The organism is Enterobacter cloacae complex sp. P29RS (assembly GCF_014893445.1).
GTDB lineage: Bacteria > Pseudomonadota > Gammaproteobacteria > Enterobacterales > Enterobacteriaceae > Enterobacter > Enterobacter intestinihominis.
On the sequence record NZ_JADBPZ010000005.1, the window covers coordinates 1 to 17908 of the forward strand.

16 protein-coding genes are annotated in these 17908 nt (G+C 56.0%); 5 read left to right on the top strand and 11 right to left on the bottom strand.

Annotation, left to right across the window (positions count from 1 at the left end; all coding sequences use genetic code 11):
* The first annotated feature begins 197 nt into the window (after window positions 1–197).
* The 3 genes from IM282_RS05025 to IM282_RS05035 are packed head-to-tail and all read left to right on the top strand — an operon-like array spanning window position 198 to window position 2798.
* A complete protein-coding gene (locus tag IM282_RS05025; RefSeq protein WP_022646938.1) occupies window positions 198–668 on the top strand; it encodes a MarR family winged helix-turn-helix transcriptional regulator in 471 nt (156 codons plus the stop codon).
* Entirely contained in the window at window positions 665–1732 is a 1068-nt protein-coding gene (locus IM282_RS05030) for an HlyD family secretion protein (protein WP_088581776.1), read from the top strand. The genes IM282_RS05025 and IM282_RS05030 overlap by 4 nt, the downstream gene beginning before the upstream one ends.
* Window positions 1722–2798 carry a DUF2955 domain-containing protein gene (locus IM282_RS05035; protein ID WP_022646940.1) on the top strand — a complete coding sequence of 359 codons (1077 nt, stop codon included), beginning with the start codon at window positions 1722–1724 and terminating at the stop codon, window positions 2796–2798. The genes IM282_RS05030 and IM282_RS05035 overlap by 11 nt, the downstream gene beginning before the upstream one ends.
* Here IM282_RS05035 and IM282_RS05040 read toward each other — a convergent pair.
* The 3 genes from IM282_RS05040 to IM282_RS05050 are packed head-to-tail and all read right to left on the bottom strand — an operon-like array spanning window position 2795 to window position 5515.
* Window positions 2795–4066 carry a DUF445 domain-containing protein gene (locus tag IM282_RS05040; protein WP_022646941.1) on the bottom strand — a complete coding sequence of 424 codons (1272 nt, stop codon included), beginning with the start codon at window positions 4064–4066 and terminating at the stop codon, window positions 2795–2797. The two genes, IM282_RS05035 and IM282_RS05040, sit on opposite strands and share 4 nt — an antisense overlap.
* A gap of 3 nt (window positions 4067–4069) precedes the next feature.
* On the bottom strand, window positions 4070–4723 hold the full coding sequence (locus IM282_RS05045; RefSeq protein WP_022646942.1) for a LysE family translocator: 654 nt from the start codon (window positions 4721–4723) through the stop codon (window positions 4070–4072).
* 48 nt (window positions 4724–4771) lie between these two features.
* Window positions 4772–5515 carry an AraC family transcriptional regulator gene (locus tag IM282_RS05050; protein ID WP_126490041.1) on the bottom strand — a complete coding sequence of 248 codons (744 nt, stop codon included), beginning with the start codon at window positions 5513–5515 and terminating at the stop codon, window positions 4772–4774.
* 150 nt (window positions 5516–5665) lie between these two features.
* On the opposite strand from IM282_RS05050, the gene IM282_RS05055 reads away from it, so the two are divergent.
* Window positions 5666–7036 (top strand): NAD-dependent succinate-semialdehyde dehydrogenase, encoded by a 1371-nt coding sequence (locus IM282_RS05055; RefSeq protein WP_192970203.1) that lies wholly within the window; start codon window positions 5666–5668, stop codon window positions 7034–7036.
* A gap of 178 nt (window positions 7037–7214) precedes the next feature.
* Here the strand turns inward: IM282_RS05055 and IM282_RS05060 are convergent, their stop codons facing one another.
* A complete protein-coding gene (locus tag IM282_RS05060) occupies window positions 7215–7760 on the bottom strand; it encodes a YfaZ family outer membrane protein (protein WP_023299248.1) in 546 nt (181 codons plus the stop codon).
* A gap of 409 nt (window positions 7761–8169) precedes the next feature.
* Between IM282_RS05060 and IM282_RS05065 the strand changes: the two genes are divergently transcribed.
* The gene (locus IM282_RS05065) at window positions 8170–9528 is read left to right on the top strand and encodes an esterase-like activity of phytase family protein (RefSeq protein ID WP_192970204.1); all 1359 of its coding nucleotides are present in this window, start codon (window positions 8170–8172) and stop codon (window positions 9526–9528) included.
* A gap of 84 nt (window positions 9529–9612) precedes the next feature.
* Here IM282_RS05065 and IM282_RS05070 read toward each other — a convergent pair whose 3' ends face one another.
* From IM282_RS05070 to hpaB, 7 genes are all read right to left on the bottom strand, one after another.
* Window positions 9613–11460 carry a 3'-5' exonuclease gene (locus IM282_RS05070; RefSeq protein WP_192970205.1) on the bottom strand — a complete coding sequence of 616 codons (1848 nt, stop codon included), beginning with the start codon at window positions 11458–11460 and terminating at the stop codon, window positions 9613–9615.
* 186 nt (window positions 11461–11646) lie between these two features.
* Window positions 11647–12600: a GTPase gene (gene yjiA / locus IM282_RS05075; protein ID WP_192970206.1), complete on the bottom strand. Its 954-nt coding sequence runs from the start codon at window positions 12598–12600 to the stop codon at window positions 11647–11649.
* Window positions 12601–12610: 10 nt separating this feature from the next.
* Window positions 12611–12814: a YbdD/YjiX family protein gene (locus IM282_RS05080; protein ID WP_023299252.1), complete on the bottom strand. Its 204-nt coding sequence runs from the start codon at window positions 12812–12814 to the stop codon at window positions 12611–12613.
* A 96-nt stretch (window positions 12815–12910) separates the two neighbouring features.
* Complete coding sequence (locus IM282_RS05085) at window positions 12911–15064, bottom strand: carbon starvation CstA family protein (RefSeq protein ID WP_063146386.1); 2154 nt, start codon at window positions 15062–15064, stop codon at window positions 12911–12913.
* A 219-nt stretch (window positions 15065–15283) separates the two neighbouring features.
* The gene (locus IM282_RS05090; RefSeq protein WP_022646951.1) at window positions 15284–15541 is read right to left on the bottom strand and encodes an HTH domain-containing protein; all 258 of its coding nucleotides are present in this window, start codon (window positions 15539–15541) and stop codon (window positions 15284–15286) included.
* 120 nt (window positions 15542–15661) lie between these two features.
* Window positions 15662–16171: a 4-hydroxyphenylacetate 3-monooxygenase reductase subunit gene (locus IM282_RS05095; protein WP_003856606.1), complete on the bottom strand. Its 510-nt coding sequence runs from the start codon at window positions 16169–16171 to the stop codon at window positions 15662–15664.
* 17 nt (window positions 16172–16188) lie between these two features.
* Window positions 16189–17751, bottom strand: coding sequence for a 4-hydroxyphenylacetate 3-monooxygenase, oxygenase component (gene hpaB, locus IM282_RS05100; RefSeq protein ID WP_063146387.1), 1563 nt, complete (start codon window positions 17749–17751; stop codon window positions 16189–16191).
* Between the last annotated feature and the right edge of the window lie 157 nt (window positions 17752–17908).

The window sequence follows — 17908 nt, forward strand, 5'->3', positions numbered from 1 at the left end:
CCGTATGTTCCCCTCACCCTAACCCTCTCCCCGGAGGGGCGAGGGGATTGCTCAGTGCTCGCATTAATTTGTGGGGATCCCTCAGCCCACAGGGAGAGGGAGAATCTCATTTCGCAATTCCTGCGCTTTAACTTCTCGTTTCTTGATACTTACCCTGATAACTATTATTGTGACCGCGTGTGACGAGAGGTTTCCCCATGAGTGAAGAAGAACTGTTTAGCCGCAGGCCGATGGGCATGCGGATGGCGATGATCGTGCGCCAGTGGCGTGCCGTCATTGACGACGCCATTCTCGATACCGGGTTAACCCAGTCGAGCTGGACGGTGATGATGCAGTTGCATCAGCTCGGGGATAACGTCTCGGTGAGTGAGCTGGCGGAGGTGCAGGGCATTGAACTGCCGCCGCTAATGCGCACCCTGACACAGCTGGAAAAACAGGGTTACCTGCTGCGCACCGTCTCGCCGTATGACAAGCGCATCCGGCTTCTGACGCTGACGCCTGAGGGAAAAGCTGTACTTAACAGGCTCACCCAGGTAATTGAGACGCTTCAGACGCGCGTATCGCAAAACATCGCGCCTGAACATCTCGACATTTTCAGCGCCACCCTAAATCAAATCGCCTGCAATTTGCGGACAATCCGCGAAGAAGATAACAAGACCGAAAAATAATGACTCCTGAACAAAAGTTTGCCCGCTGGGTAAGGGTAAGTATTGCCTCTTTCCTGCTGATGTTTGTCTACTTTATCGTCGCGGATATCTGGATCCCGCTGACGCCGGATTCCACCGTGATGCGCGTGGTGACGCCGGTGTCTGCCCGTGTCTCCGGCTATGTGGCGGCGGTCCATGTCCACAACAATAGCCAGGTGAAGAAAGGCGATCTGCTGTTTGAGCTCGACGACACCCCGTTTCGCAATAAAGTGGAAGCGGCGCAGATCGCGCTTGAGCAGGCTCGCCTTTCCAACGAACAACTGGACGCGCAGATCGCCGCCGCGCAGGCCAGCCTGAAGACCGCCGTGCTGACCGCGCGTAACGACAAAGTGACTTTCGACCGCTACCAGAAACTGAGCACCCTGCAGAACGTGTCGCAGGCGGATCTGGATAAAGTCCGCACTACCTGGCAGAGCAGCGAGCAGTCCGTCAGCTCGATTCAGGCGAATATTCATAACCTGCGCATTCAGCGCGGCGAGCGGAATGAACACCGTAACGTGACGCTGCAAAAATACCGTAACGCGCTGGATGAAGCGGAGCTGAATCTTGGCTGGACGAAGGTCTACGCCGAGGCGGACGGCACGGTGAGTAATCTGCAATTAAGCCCCGGTTTTTACGCCTCGTCCGGTTCGGCAGCGCTGGCGCTGGTGAATACGCAGACGGATATTGTGGCGGATTTCCGCGAGAAGAGCCTGCGTCATACCCACCAGGGGACCGACGCCGCCGTGGTGTTTGACGCCTTTCCGGGACGGGTTTTCCGCGCCCACGTGACGAGCAGTGACGCGGGGATCCTCGCCGGTCAGGAAGCCGTTAACGGTCAACTTTCTGAACCGGAAACCTCTAACCGCTGGGTGCGCGATGCCCAGCGAATGCGCATTCACGTGGCGCTGGACGAAGCCTTACCGAAGTCGCTGCCGACCGGCGCGCGCGCCACCGTACAGCTCTACAACAGCGAAGGGCCCTTTGCGCGCTTCTTCTCCGGGATGCAAATCCATCTGGTGAGCCTGCTTCACTATGTCTATTAGCACCCTGGCGCGGGTATTTACCCCGCACGGCAACATCGTCTACACGGCAAACGACTTCCGCCAGACCCTGCGCATTGTCTTTGCCGGGATGATTGCGCTCAGTATTTCGAGCTTCTATAACACCAGCTACGGCGTGTTTTTTGTGGTCTACCCGATCATGCTGCTGTCGCTGGTGCCGGTGTTTAACCGCCACGTGGCGAAGCAGTTTATCTTCAGCGCATCGCTCAACTGCGTCGAAATGGTGATCATCATCGGCTTTCTGTCGCAATGGCCGGTCATTATGACGCTGGTGGTCTTTGCCCTGTACGTGATGCGCTTTCGCTTTATGAGCAAGGGGCCGCTGTTTCTGTTCGGTTCGATGGGCGTGGTGTGCCAGAGCGTAATGCTCAACTTTATGAGCTACCCCACCACCAACTGGCACACGCTTTTGTTCTCCAACATTGAAGCGAGCGTGATGGCGGTGTGTCTGAGCGCGCTGATGAATTACCTGCTGCCGGACGTGGAGCCACGTAAGCCGCCGCCGCTGATAGAGAAAGACGATGCCCGCGTGCGCCACGAGTCGCTGCTCTCCGGCACCGTGGCGACGCTGATTTTCGTGGTATTTCAGATGAGCGACTTAAGCGATTCGCTCTCGGCGCTGATGGCGGGCATTCTGATCCTGTTCCCGATGCACTACCGCGGCGCGGTGATGAGCTCTATCTGGCGCGTGGTCGGCGTGGTGCTGGGCTGTCTCTATATCCTCGTCGTTCAGCTTATCCTGTACGATCACAGCAGCCATATGCTGCTGATGATGCCGCTGATCGGCCTCGGGCTGGCATTTGGCGCGCGCCTGCACGTGATGGAGAAGGTCGGGGCCGGGGTGGGATTTTCCAGCATTACCACCATCGGCATTATGTTCGGGCAAAACATGCATCCGGACAGCGATCTGGTGTTCAGCGATCTGTACCGCATCACCTCCGTTACCTTCGCGCTGGTGGTCACGCTGACGATGGTCTTTCTGGTGCACCTGATCCTGAACCGCTTCGAGGCGACGCGCTACGTTATCGCGCCGCCAAAAGCGGATTAATGCCCCAGCACGGCGGGCAACTGAGAAAGTAAAAACAGGATCAGGCCAATCGTTCCGCCTACCAGGGTACCGTTTACGCGAATGAACTGAAGATCTTTACCGATATTGAGTTCTATCTGGCGTGACATATCTTTGGCGTCCCAGCTTTTCACCGTGTCGCTGATATGGCGCGTCAGGAATGCCGCAAAATCCGGCGCGACGCGGTGCGCGGCCTGCTCCAGATGCTCGTTCAGCGACGCACGCAGGCTGGCATCATTCGACAGCGTCTCACCAAACCACAGCCCGGCGTTGGCGATACGTTGCTTCACGCGGGAATCGTCGCTCTGCATGTCATTTTTCAGCCACTGGCGCAGGTCAGCCCACATTTCACCCAGGTAGCGGTTAAATGCTTCATCATTCTTCAGATAGTGCTTGATGTTGTCGGCTTTGGCCGTCATCTCCGGGTCGTTTTTCAGGTTGTCGATAAACTTCAGCGTGGCGCGGTCAAATGCCCGACGGATCTGGTGCGTGCGGTCGTGGCTGATATCATCCAGCAGCGTGTTCACCGCGTTCGACACCATCTCTGCGCTCTGATCGCCCAGCCACTCGGTGGGCAGCACCATCGCCTTGCGCGGATGCTCGGTCTTCAGCCAGTGGACGATCTGGTCAGAGATAAATTCCCGCGTGCTCTCGCGCTGAATCAGGGTAATCAGACGGTTGATGATGGCGTCCAGCAGCACCTGGTGACGGTTGTTTTTGGTCATGCTTTCCAGCATGACGGCGCTGGTCTCGGTTAAATCGACCTTGTCGATAGCCTTATGCACCGCGCGTTTGAGCAGGCGCTGAATGCGCCCGTCGTCAGTTAGCTCAAGAAAACCGCTCATCACCTGCATCAGATGCAGCCCGACGCGCTGGGCGTTGTCGGGCTTGCTGAACCAGGCACCAATCATCTGGGCCGGCTCGTAGCGGCGAATTAATGCGACCAGCGACTGGGTATCCAGAAACTTTTCCTGCACGAACTGGCCAAGATTGTCGCCGATGCGGTCCTTATTGCGCGGGATAATCGCCGTATGGCGCGAGATAAAGGGAATTGGCACCCGGCGGAACAGCGCGACAACGGCAAACCAGTCCGCCAGCGCGCCGACCATCGCCGCCTCGGCAATAGCTTTTGCGCCGCGTACCCAGAAGGTTTGCGGCAGGAACAGGGTAGTGATAAAGGCCGCAGCGGCAATCAGCAGCAGCGACAGCGCGAGAAGCTTGGCGCGTTTGAGTTCGGTATGTTTTTCCATGGGTTAAGGATAGAGGGATACGGGGGAAAAGTGCAAAAACCGCCACAGCACCCACCCACCAAACCCCATCAATACCACCCCCGCCGTGCGCTCTATCAGCCAGAGCGAACGGCTGAGCTTTCGCTGAACCGCCGGTAACCCCATCAGCGACACCAGCGCAAAATCCCATACCAGTACTACCATCACCATCCAGACGCCGCAGGTCGCCTGCTGAAGCAGCGTGACGTCCGGCCCGAGTAACGCCGTCATCAGCGCCAGGTAGAACAACGCGTTTTTGGGATTCAACAGCGCCGAACCCAGCCCCAGCAGGATCTGCTTACGCAGCGAGGGGCAGCGCTCATGTGTTTCATTTAGCGCCAGCGTCTGCGGTCGGCTGCGTACAAGATGCGAGCCGATCCAGAGCAAATACAGTGCGCCGGATAATTCAATCAACGTGAACAGCCACGCGAACTGACGCAGCGCGCTCCATCCCATAATGACCAGCAAAATGTAAAGCCCGTTTCCTGCCGCTATCCCGATGCACAATCCGGCGCTGCCGCGCAGTCGGTAGCGGGCGGCGTAGCCCATCAGCAGGAAGAAATCCGGGCCCGGGCTTAACAGGGCAACAAAATGCGCCAGCGCCAGGGCGAGAAAAGCGGAAGGGAAGAACAGTTCCATAGCGACCTCTGAAAGCAAAACTGGGGCCAGACTACGAAAACACAGAACCTATTTATTGTCTGATATTGATCGGCCCGTAGCGTACTGGCGCGGTGTGGCGGCGGTGTAGCGCACAAAGGTCTTATGAAAATGGCTCTGGTCGGCAAACCCGCTCTGGTAGCCGACATCGGCGATATCATCCCCGGCACGCAGCCGCGCTTTGGCGTACTCTACGCGGGAGATATTGAGGAAGCTGCCAGGCGTCAGGCCCGTGTCCTTCTTGAAGGTACGGATCAGCGTCTCCTTTCGCAGCGAGAATCGTTGCGCAAGTGCGTCGAGGGAAGGCGGGCTGGAAAGACTGGAAAGAAATGCCTGCTGAACCTGCTGGCTGGTTGATCCAGGCTTTTCTGCCTCATCCATGCAATGGGGAAGGGCAGCAAGCAGCTTGTCCACGGACGCAGGGGACATCCTCTCAACAACTTCCCGGTAATACATAAACAGCGTAGCGTTGCGAATCACCTGAACCGCAAGGGGAAGGTCCGTATCGATATAAAGCATATGATAACTACGCGGCTGCCCGGCAACAGGGTTGCAGCTGTGTGGGACATAAGCCGGGATCACAATCAGGTCCCCGGGCTGGAGGATGTATTCTCTGCCATTACACACGCAGCATGTCTGGCCTTCCACAATTGCGCCGATGGAGAGCTGAGGGTGGCAATGGCGTTTGTACGCCTGCATGCTCTGCCACGTGCTGCGTAGTTCAAGGCCCGAGGCGCGGTGAAAGGTCTGACGGATGTGGCGGGTATCGGTCATAGCAACTCCTTATGAAGGTTTTTTATACCACGCCAGCCACGGTATGGCATCGCTTTACTCAGAACCTTCCGGATATACCCAACTTTACGTCCATAGCCAGTCACATTGACTACCCTTAATACCCTAAGCGGTAAAACATGGAGATTCGATATGGCTTATCAGACAGTAAATCCTGCCACTAACCAGCTCATCAAAGAATATCCCTCCCACACTGACGCAGATGTTGAAGCGGCGCTGAAGGCAGCCGATGCGCTCTATCACTCCGACTGGGCGAAAGGCGACATAAGCCAGCGCCTGCCGGTACTGCATAAGCTGGCGGACCTGATCGACGAACGCGTGGAGGAGCTGGCGAAAATCGCCAGCCAGGAGATGGGTAAGCTCATCGAACAGAGCCGCGGCGAGGTGAAGCTGTGCGCGCAAATCGCCCGCTACTATGCGGACAACGCGAAGCAGTTCCTGGCCCCGGTGAAGTATGACTCTGAACTCGGGGAAGCATGGGTTGAACATCACCCCATCGGCGTGCTGATGGCCGTCGAACCATGGAACTTCCCGTACTATCAGCTGATGCGCGTTCTGGCGCCAAACCTGGCGGCGGGTAACCCTGTCATCGCTAAACACGCCAGCATTGTGCCGCACTGTGCGGAAACCTTCGCCCATCTGGTGCGTGAGGCGGGCGCGCCGGAAGGGGCGTGGACCAACCTGTTTATCTCGTCCGATCAGGTGGCGAACATCATCGCTGACGATCGCGTACAGGGCGCGGCGCTAACCGGTTCAGAAAAAGCGGGCAGCGTGGTAGCGGCCCAGGCGGCGAAGCACATTAAGAAATCCACGCTGGAGCTTGGCGGTAACGACGTATTCGTGGTGCTCGACGATGCGGACCTGGATAAAGCGGTGAAGATCGGCGTTAACGCACGGCTCAACAACGCCGGGCAGGTCTGTACCGCGGCGAAGCGCTTTATCCTGCATGAAAAGATTGCCGATGCCTTCCTGAGCAAATTCACCGAGGCATTTAAGCAGGTGAAGATTGGCGATCCGCTGGACGAAAGCACCACGCTGGGGCCGCTGTCCTCTAAAGACGCGCTCGACACGTTGACCAAACAGGTTAACGAGGCGGTGAAAAACGGCGCTACGCTGCACTATGGCGGCAAACCTGTGCAGCGAGACGGGAGCTTCTTTGAGCCGACCATCCTGACCAACATCTCACGCGACAACCCGGCGTACTTCGAAGAGTTCTTTGGCCCGGTAGCGCAGATTTACGTGGTGAAAAACGACGACGAGGCGGTCGCGCTGGCGAACGACTCCCACTACGGACTGGGCGGCGCGGTGTTCAGCCAGAACATCGAGCGTGCGAAGAAAATGGCGTCGCGCATTGAGACCGGGATGGTGTACATCAACTGGCTCACCGATACGGCGGCAGAACTGCCGTTCGGCGGCGTAAAACGTTCGGGTTACGGACGCGAGCTGTCGGATCTGGGGATCAAAGAGTTTGTGAACCAGAAGCTGGTGGTCGTTCGCAAGTAATGTCGGACATAAAAAAACCTGCCATCCGGCAGGTTTTTTTATTAACAGTCTCATCGCCTTTTTTGCCTGGTGGCGCTGCGCTTACCCGGCCTACAAGGTGCAATAATATTCATAAATTGCACCCTTCATTGTAGGCCCGTGCAAGCGTAGCGCCGCCGGGCGAAACGGGCAAACAGGCTTAGAAGGACACGCCACCGCCTACATATGCGCCGTCAATCAGCGTGTGGTTTGGACGACCGTCTTTACCGTCTACGCTCACGTGGCGGTAGCCCACTTTCAGCGTAACCGGTTTGACCGGGGTCCAGCTTACTCCGCCGTTCGCTTCAACGTAGTTCTTCACGCTGTTGTTCAGGCCGTCTGGCGCAACGTAGCCTTCACCGAATACCCTGATGCTGTCGGTCAGGGCAACGTTCACACCGCCGCCGACCGGGAACGCCACGCCGTTATCGCCTTTTTTCGGGCCAACGTAGAGGGCCTTAGCGCCTGCGTTCAGCATCACCGGGCCGACTTCAAAGTTGTAGCCTGCTCCTACGCCACCGGTTGTGGTGCCGTCATCTGTGTTTTTCAGCCAGCTACCTTCGGTGTACAGACCGGAGGTTGATTTCCCCATTTCCACATTCAGGTTGGTAAAGTTTTTACCCTGCTCAATGCTGCCGCCCATGGCCAGTGCGGAGCCCGATACGGCAGTCAGAGCGGAAAGAAGGAGAACGTTGAGCTTTTTCATGAGTTTTTCCTCGTCATCAAATTAATCTGAGGGCACCTTAACAAGAGCTGTTTATCTCTGCAAATGCGATGCTTGTCACGTTTTTATGCTGTTTTTGTTTGGTTTTTGAATTTTAAATGTTGTTCGAATGTTGACCCGGCAAGGAGTCAATACGTAATGCATTCGCGTTTAGGAAGGGTTCAGGATTCTCATTAAACGTACGCTGAACGGGTCGGAAAAAGTAGTTCAGGATGAATTAATTGAGTTTCTAATAATTTCCAAAAGTGTTTCAGTTGTCACAGATAAAGACACAGGTTTACATTTCTGGAGGTGGCTATACGCCCCGTTGTGCCGAACCGCTTTCACCATGTCATTTTTCTGACACGTTTCTTCATTACGTTGTTGGCTTCACTTACTGGGTGCTAACACTATGAAAAGAAAAATCATTCCTGTGCTAATTGGTTGTGCGCTCTCTTTCTCTGGCCTGGCGGCACAGCCAACCGCGGAGCGTTACATCGTCAGTTTTCCCGAAGGCGCGCATGTCAAATACAGCGGTGCGTTTGCCAGCGCGTTTCCGAACGGGCTGCCTGTGGGGATTGGCTCTGGCCTGCTGTTTACGGGCAAGCAGGGCGATGCCTTGACGTTTACGACCGTGACCGATCGCGGTCCTAACGCGGATTCGCCAAAAATGGGGAAAAATGACGCTAAAATCTTTGTTACCCCGGATTTCGCCCCGCTGCTAATGACGATCCGCGTGCAAAACGGTAAAGCGGAGGCCGTGGACGCGCGTCCTTTGCATGACGATAAAGGCGAAATCAACGGTCTGCCGCTGCAAAGTGGCGTGATTGGTTCCACCAACGAAATCGCGCTAAGCGACACCTTAAAAGTGCTGAAAGGCGATAACCGCGGGCTGGATACGGAAGGCATCACGCCGGACGGGAAGGGCGGCTACTGGCTGTGCGATGAGTATGGCCCGTTCCTGATTAATATTGACAGTAAAGGGAAAATCCTCGCGATCCACGGTCCACAGGCGGCGGAAGGGGAGAAATCCATCGCGGGCGGTCTGCCAAATGTTATCAAATGGCGCCAGGCAAACCGGGGATTTGAAGGCCTGACCCGCATGCGGGACGGACGTATTATCGCCGCTGTCCAGAGTACGTTGGATATCGACGGGAAGAGCAAAAAGCAGGCGCTGTTTACGCGACTGGTCAGCTTCGATCCGGCGACCGGAAAAACCGCGATGTACGGCTACCCTGTCGACAGCGCGGCCTACAGCAAAAACAGCGACGCCAAAATCGGCGATATCGTGGCGCTGGATAACCACACTATCCTGCTGATTGAACAGGGCGAAGATAAAAACGACGTAATGCGTAACCTCATCTACAGGGTGGATCTGAGCAAGGCGAGCGATCTGGCCGCCTTCGACAAGCCGGGCGAATACCCGGAATTTGACGATGAGAAAACGCTGGCGCAGCGCGGCATTACACTTGCGGAAAAAACGCAGGTGGTCGATCTGCGTGCGCTGGGCTGGCAGCAGGAAAAGGCCGAAGGGCTGGCGCTGATTGACGACAAAACGCTGGCGGTGGCGAACGATAATGACTTTGGCGTGAAGGTGGCGATGCACAACCCGGCCGAGGGCAAGAAGCTCAAGGATTATCGGGTGAACGCGGAAGGCAAGCTGACGCTGGATGACAAAGCGGTTGAAACTACCCTCAGCGTCAAGCCGCTGAAGAAGCCGGAGTCCGACAGCGAGCTGTGGATTGTGACGCTGCCGGAGGCGTTGAAATAATATTGGACTTTACCCCTCACCCTGGCCCTCTCCCCACAGGGGAGAGGGGATTGTTCGGTGCAGATACTTTTCAACGCGGAATAGTTAGATCGACTTAACGCTCTTTTCCCAGGTCTCGACCAGATGATCTCGCAGGCTTCCGGTTCCGTGCATTGTCACCAGAAGATTCTGTCGTGCGCGGGTAATGCCGACGTAAAGGCGCTTGATATCGTCACTCAGATCTTCACTGTCCCTTTCCTTTGCCGCATCCATAATGGCGACCGAATTAAACTCAAGCCCCTTGCTGCTGGGCAGCGGCATGACGCAGAGGTAATCATTCTGCGGGGACCAGTGCTTTTTATCATCGCTGGAGACAATCATCTGGTATGGGATCTTGCGGGCTTCAAGCCTTGGCGCGAGCATGCCTGAAATGCTGTAGGTTGAGGGGCACAGTATGGCGATTTCTGACCACGCAACACCTTCCTGTCGCTGCTCTGTGACCCAATCGAGGACGCGCGTAATCTCCTCGTCCTGATTATCAAAGCTGGCCAGCGCGGGATACTTCCCGGACAGGCCACCTGCGGCAGGCTGCTGGTATTTGAGAGAAGCTTCTATGTGATTATTGAGATAATTAAATGCTACGCTGCTGGCAAAATGGAGTATTTGCCGGGTGTTGCGATAATTGGTATCCAAAATAGTTGTACGGCCCTGAGCCTTTATATCGACGCTGGACAGGGTAAAATCGAGAGCTTTCTTTTTCTGATAAATTGACTGAGCGTCATCGTACAGAAACAGCAGGGAGCTATCTTTATTGTCCGGCATTTTGGCGAGGATTCTTAGCCATTCCGGTTTAAAATCGTGTCCTTCATCTATCAAAACGGCGCTGTACTGCTCCGGTTTGATTGCTCCCTCTTCAAATGCCACCGTCAGCGCATTCTCCATCAGCTCAATAAAGTTTTTGCTCCTGGGGGGAAGACGCCGATGCGCGTTTAATTGCTGATAACACCAGGCGTGGAAATGGATAACTTCGACGGGAAGTCTGAGGCTATGCTGTTCGAGCTGCGCTTTGAGTTTTTTAGCCAGCGTAATGTTGTAGCAAATCACCAGTATCGGTTTGGTGTTTTCAATGTTGTTGGCAAGCTCAATACATCGGTGGTGCAAAATGAGCGTTTTGCCCGAACCTGCCACGCCATGAATTACCCTGTGTCCCGCCCCCATACTTCTGGCGAGTTGTTCCTGGTTCCTGTCCATCATGCATACCACATCAGGGGTGTGGAAAGTAAAATTATCCAGGTCAACCCGCGTAACGGATGGGTTAATGCGGACATCGGGATAAAGATGCCACCGGATGCGGTCGAGCTGCTGTGGTGTTGTGTTATGAACAAAGTGATGTTTGAGAAGGGATTCGAGCCGGCCAGAGATTTGTTCTCGAGTCATAAACTCGTTGAGTTCGTCTTTGCATATCACCTGGCTGGCGGGCAATATTTCATTCAACTCCTCAGGTGTAAAACTCTTTTCCAGCTGTGCCCGAGTGATGTTGCTCAAATAAACACCGTATCCATACGGCATAATAAAACCGCCCTCATGCTCTCCCTGTTTCTGGCGAAGCAGGGGATCTTTTTTCAGGCTATTGATGATATGAAAGGTATATTGTCGAACTTGTTCGAGTGGGTTCTTCAACGGCTCTATGCCGTTTTTGGTTTCATAATTAATATGGGTTTTATTAGCCGATTTTATTTTTGTGATATACCAGTCTTTCACTTCTATAAACAGCAGCCCTTTATCGGGGGCCAGAATCACAAAATCAGGATGTTCGTCTTTGTCTCCCATTCGGGTATCATACCAGCAGGTACATTGTTCGCTGAGCCCACCCTCCAGAAGCCTTGCCAGTCTTTTTTCTCCTGCCGTAATTTTCTCGCTACAGCTGCTAACCGTGGGAATAATGATTGCCATATTACGCCTACCAATTCATGAAAATTATATGAATCCAATTAATTAATATTGTAACCAATATTAATCAAAGCATGATTTCATTCATGATAAGAACATTAACAGACAATATTGCAAACAGAAAGGGCGAAACCCGCATTTTGCCCTAATGAAATACGCCCCCTTTACTGTTTAAAGGGGAGCGACGATTTACTTTTTCAGTCCCGCAAACGCTGCCCGAATTTCCTCTTCCGGCAGCTGTATTCCAATAAACACCATCACGCTGTGCGGCGGTTCATCGCCCCACGGACGATCCCAGTCGGCGCTGTACAGGCGCTGCACGCCCTGGAACAGCAGGCGGTTCGGCTCGCCGTCGATCCACAGCATTCCTTTATAGCGCAGCAGATTGTCGGCAAACGACAGCAGCAGGTTCTCCATCACGCGCGAGACCTCGCTGATGTCCACCGGGTAGTCCAGCTCCACCACAATCGACGCTACGTCATTTTGCTTGTCTGCCATAAAGTGGAAGCGCGGTTTCGCGGTGACGTTCTCCTCCAGCATAAAGCCGTTGGTGTTGAACAGCTGAGACAGGTCGATATCGCCGTGCGTCACGGTATAAATGGGTGCGCGCGAGTTGATGCGCGTCAGGCGCTCACGCAGTTTTTCGCTTTCACCCGCCACGTCGGTTTTGGTCAGCAGAATGCGGTCGGCGTAGCCAATCTGAGACTGGGCGATGGTGAACTGGTTCATCTGCTCGTCGGCGTGTACCGCGTCGACCAGGGCGATGACGCCGTCCAGCAGGTAGCGCTGGCACAGAATGTCGTGGGAGAAAAAGGTCTGAATAATCGGGCCGGGGTCGGCCATGCCGGTGCACTCGATCACCAGACGGTCGAAGACGATGTCACCGCGATCGCGGCTGTCGAGCAGGTCCAGCAGGGCGTCTTCTAATTCACTGGAGCGGGTGCAGCAGATGCAGCCGTTGGTCAGGGTTTTGATCTGCGTGGCGCGGTCGCCAATCAGCTGATCGTCAACGGAGACTTCGCCAAATTCGTTTTCAATGACGGCGATTTTGAAGCCGTGCTGTTCATTCAGGATGTGGCGCAGCAGGGTGGTTTTACCGGCGCCGAGAAAACCGGTCAGCAGGGTAACGGCAATCGGGGTCATGGTTTCTCCTTTAGCAGCAGCGGACGCCGCCTTCTCCACTTCCGCCGTAGCGCGCTTCCTGACGCTCGCGGAAGAATTCAGTGTAGGTCATGTACGGCATATCCGGATGGTTGGTCTTCATATGCTCAACGTAGTTGTCATAGTCCGGAATGCCAATCAGCATTTTCGCCGCCTGACCGAGGTATTTTTTTGCTTCGCCTAAGTTACCAAACATAACGTGTCCTGATAAGAAAAAGCCCGGTGGCGCTACGCTTACCGGGCCTACAGTAACGTTGTAGGGCTGGTCAGCGCAGCGCCACCCGCCATTTTATTAATGGTGTGAAGACGTCTTCACGCCGCCTTCCGGCACCGGCACGTACGGGGTTTCTTTGTCCGTACGGCCATCGGCGTTACGCACTTTCATCCAGGTTTTAATGCCGTAGAAGATAATGCTGTACACCACCACCAGGAAGAGAATGCTCAGACCCGCGTTGGTGTAGTTGTTCACCACGATATGGTTCATGTTGGCAATCTGCTGCGCGGTCAGATCCGCGCCGCCTGCGGCAATCTTCTCTTTGTACTGGTTAGCCATGAAGAAGAAGCCTTCCAGCTGCGGGTTGGTGCTGAACAGTTTCAGACCCAGCGCCCAGGTAGTGCAGAGCAGCAGCCACAGCGCAGGCACCACGGTTACCCAGATGTATTTGGTGCGTTTCATCTTCACCAAGACAACGGTGCCCAGCACCAGGGCCACAGCCGCCAGCATCTGGTTAGAGATGCCGAACAGCGGCCACAGGCTCTTCACGCCGCCCAGCGGGTCTACAACGCCCTGATACAGCAGGTAACCCCACAGACCTACGCAGCCCGCAGTACCCAGAACACCTGCTACCAGAGAGTCGGTTTTCTTCAGGAACGGCACGAAGTTACCCAGCAGATCCTGCAACATGAAGCGGCCTGCACGCGTACCGGCATCCAGCGCGGTGAGGATGAACAGCGCTTCAAACAGGATACCGAAGTGGTACCAGAAGCCCATGTCCGCCCACGGCAGCACTTTGTGGAACACGTGTGCGATACCCACCGCCAGCGTCGGTGCGCCACCTGCGCGGTTCAGCACGGATGGTTCGCCGATGTCTTTCGCGGTCTGCATGATCTGCTCAGGCGAAATCACAAAGCCCCAGGAGCTGACGGTCGCCGCCGCGTGTGCGCTGGCCTCTTTCAGCTGCGCCATGATCAGCGCGGTATTTTCGCCGCCCATCTCATGCAGGTTAGGCATGGTGATGCCCAGACCCGCTGGTGGCGTGTTCATCGCGAAGTACAGGCCAGGCTCGATAATCGACGCCGCAACCAGCGCCATGATCGCCACGAAGGATTCCATCAGCATCGCGCCGTAACCGATGAAGCGTGCGTCGGTTTCGTTGGCCATCAGCTTCGGCGTGGTGCCGGAGGCGATCAGTGCGTGGAAGCCAGACACGGCACCGCAGGCAATGGTGATAAACAGGAACGGGAACAGGGCGCCTTTCCACAGCGGACCGGTACCGTCAATGTACTGCGTCACCGCCGGCATTTTCAGCTCCGGGTTGATGATCACAATCCCGATTGCCAGCCCGACGATCACGCCGATTTTCAGGAAGGTCGCCAGGTAGTCACGCGGAGCCAGAATCAGCCACACCGGCAGCAGCGCTGAGATGAACGCGTAACCAATCAGCGCGAAGGTGATGGTGGTGTCTTTAAAGGTCAGCGCCGGGCCCCAGTACGGGTCGTGCGCAATCACACCGCCGAAGTAGATGGAGGCGACCAGCAGCACGATACCGATGACCGACACCTCGCCAACGCGGCCAGGGCGCAGGAAACGCATGTAGATGCCCATGAACAGCGCAATCGGCACGGTAGAGCAGACGGTGAAGACGCCCCACGGACTTTCGGCCAGCGCTTTCACCACGATCAGGGCCAGCACAGCCAGGATGATGATCATGATCAGGAAGCAGCCGAAGAGGGCGATCGTGCCCGGCACGCGGCCCATCTCCTCTTTGATCATCTCGCCCAGCGACGAACCATTACGGCGCGAGGAGATAAACAGCACCATAAAGTCCTGCACCGCTCCCGCCAGCACTACGCCCGCCAGCAGCCAGAGCGTACCCGGCAGGTAGCCCATCTGCGCAGCCAGCACCGGACCGACCAGCGGACCCGCGCCTGCAATGGCGGCGAAGTGGTGACCAAACAGCACGTAACGGTTGGTTGGCACATAGTTCAGGCCGTCATTGTTAATGACCGCCGGGGTGGCGCGCGTCGGGTCGAGCTTCATGACCTTCTGCGCGATGTACAAGCTGTAGTAGCGATAAGCCACAAGATAGACGGAAACCGACGCGACCACGATCCACAGGGCGCTGACGTGCTCGCCCCGGCGTAATGCGACAACCGCCAGACAGAAAGCGCCAATGATCCCGAGGATGGCCCAGGGCACGTGCTTAAGTAGTTTTTTAGTATCCATAGTAAGACCTGGTTTTTTATGTAAAGAAAAAAGGGTCAGGGTTCGTTGTGAGGAGGTATTGATTAATGCTGGAGCGATCGTGCCAGATCCTCGCGCGTGTAAAGCACGGTAAATGGGTGAGTGGTTGAAAGCGATGCGTGAGCGGTCAAAAGCGAGGGTGAGTGGTTAAGGCTCACCCCCGGCGGGAGAAAATATGTGATTGAGATCACTGAGAATAATCTAGCCCTGCGGGGTTTCGTCGTTCGCATCAGGGCATTGCGTGCAGCGGCAGGGCTGATATGCGGGCAGCAGCTGATAGCGTCCTTTGCCGTCGTGTTCGATAATTGGGGAAAGGGCCTGTAGATCGCGGTACACCGTACGTTCGGTAATGCCAAATTTTTGCATCAGATCGCGGCGATTAACGCTTCCGTTGCGGTGCAGGGCAATAATGATGTCAACCAGACGTTCAGCCGAGCGGCTTCGGGGTGAAGGGGCCATAAGACTTTCCAGCGTTAAGGGGGCGGCTGACGACGTCGTCAGCCGCCCCGAAAAATTTATCTTATGGATAGTTAACGGCGCACCTTTGCGGAAACCTTAGCGTTTTTTTGTGCAACGGGATCAAACCGCGGCTTCCATCTCCATCATCACCGGGTGGAAACGGCGTTTGAAGTAGATCAGGCCGTGCCCCTCGCTGCTGAGGATGATGTTCTTAATCTCCACCAGGTAGACCAGATGGGTGCCGATGGTTTGCACCTGGGTTATCTCACCTTCCAGGCTTGCCAGGGCGCCTTTCAGCACCGGCTGCGCCAGCGGTCCTTTCTGCCAGCAGGAGAGAGCAAAGCGCTCCTCCATGGCCATGCCGGTCATCCCGGCAAAGTGGCGGGCCATGATCTCCTGCTCGTGGTTCAGCACGTTGACGCACAGTTTGCCGTTGCCCTGGAAGACCGGGTTCATGGCGCTGTTGGCGTTGATGCAGACCATGACCGAGGGCGGGGTATCCGTGACCGAACAGACGGCGGTGGCGGTAATGCCGCAGCGGCCCGCATCGCCCTCGGTGGTGACCACATTCACCGCCGCCGACAGGCTGGCCATCGCGTCGCGAAAACGCAGGCGTTCTTCAGATTGCATTGAAACCTCCTGCTGCGTTATTTCAGCAGCTTATCCAGCATGTTGATATCAGTGTTGTTGTGCAGGTGCGGTACGGTCCAGCCGTGCTGGTCGTACTCGGACATGCAGCGGTCAACCATCGCCATCATCTTGTCCATGTTGCCGGAGCTTTGCGCCTGACGCAGGCATTGCAGGCGGATCTCATCCTGGCTACCGGAGTAGTTGATTTCGTACAGCTCGTGACGTCCGCCAAACTCGCTGCCGATGGCATCCCACATCAGTTTCAGAATCTTGATGCGTTCGACGTGATCCATCCCGTTGGAGCCGCGCACATACTTCGCCAGATACTGGTCGATCTGCGGGTTGTTCAGGTCCCGCGCGCTGGACGGCAGGTAGATCAGCCCGGAGGTCACGTTGCGTTCGATGATGTTCTTGATTTTCGCGTAGGCCATTGGCGCCATCACGCGGTAGGTCTGTAACGCCGCGTGGTCTGGCAGGTACGCGCCGTTTACCCACGGCGTGGCTTCGGAGCACATGGAGTCGCTCAGCGCCCAGAACATGTTGCGCCACGCCACCACTTCGCCGAGATCCGCCTGCACGCCGCGGAACTCGAGGGTGCCGGTACACTCCAGCGATTTCTTCAGCAGAGCGGTGATGAAGTCGAGCTTCACCGCCAGACGCACGCAGGCCTGAAGCGGGTACATGCGGGCGAAGCCACCTTCCATCGTCCAGCGACGGCAGCGGTCGAAATCGCGGTAGATCAGCACGTTTTCCCACGGGATCAGCACATGATCCATCACCAGAATGGCGTCGTTCTCGTCAAAGCGGCTGGAGAGCGGGTAGTCGTACGGGGAGCCGGTCGCCCCTGCCACCATCTCGTAAGAGGCGCGGGAGATCAGCTTCACCCCTTCGGCATCCATCGGCGCGACGAACATTAGCGCGAAGTCCGGGTTTTCGCCCATCACCTGCGCAGAGCCAAAACCAATCATGTTGTAGTGGGTCAGCGCAGAGTTGGTGGCCACCACTTTCGCGCCGCTGACGATGATCCCGGCGTCGGTCTCTTTCTCCAGCTTGATGTAAACGTCTTTCACCTCGTCCGCCGGTTTATGGCGGTCGATAGGCGGGTTGACGATGGCGTGGTTAAAGTACAGGCCGGTTTCCTGAATACGGGTGTACCAGTTGCGGGCGTTCTGCTCGAACTGACCGTAGAAGGCAGGGTTAGCCCCCAGCGCGCAGCCGAACGCGGCTTTGTAGTCTGGCGTGCGGCCCATCCAGCCGTAGCTCAGGCGCGACCACTCGGCGATGGCGTCGCGCTGCTGGCGCAGATCGTCGGCGCTTTTCGCCACGCGGAAGAATTTATGGGTGTAGCCGCCGCTGCCGGTGTCGGTGCCCCAGCAGAGTGTATCCTGCATGTCTGGCTTGTGCAGGGCATCGTACATCTGGGCGATGGACGCCGCCGCATTGCGAAATGCCGGGTGGGTAGTAACGTCCTTAACGCGCTCGCCGTAGATATAAATCTCACGGCCATCTTGCAGGCTTTTTAAATACTCTTCACCGGTTAACGGACGTTTGGCATTAGCGCGGAAATCTTCAGGCTTCATAGGGACCTCGTATCGGAAGATGGTTGTTAAATTTATGTTTTGTTTTTGTTGTTTAATTGAAGCGTGAGAGGGGCGGAACGTGAAGGGACGATTGGGACAACGGCAGGTACTTTTCGGGTGGGATGTTGTTTTGTGATCTGTGCGGCTTTTCGGCGGG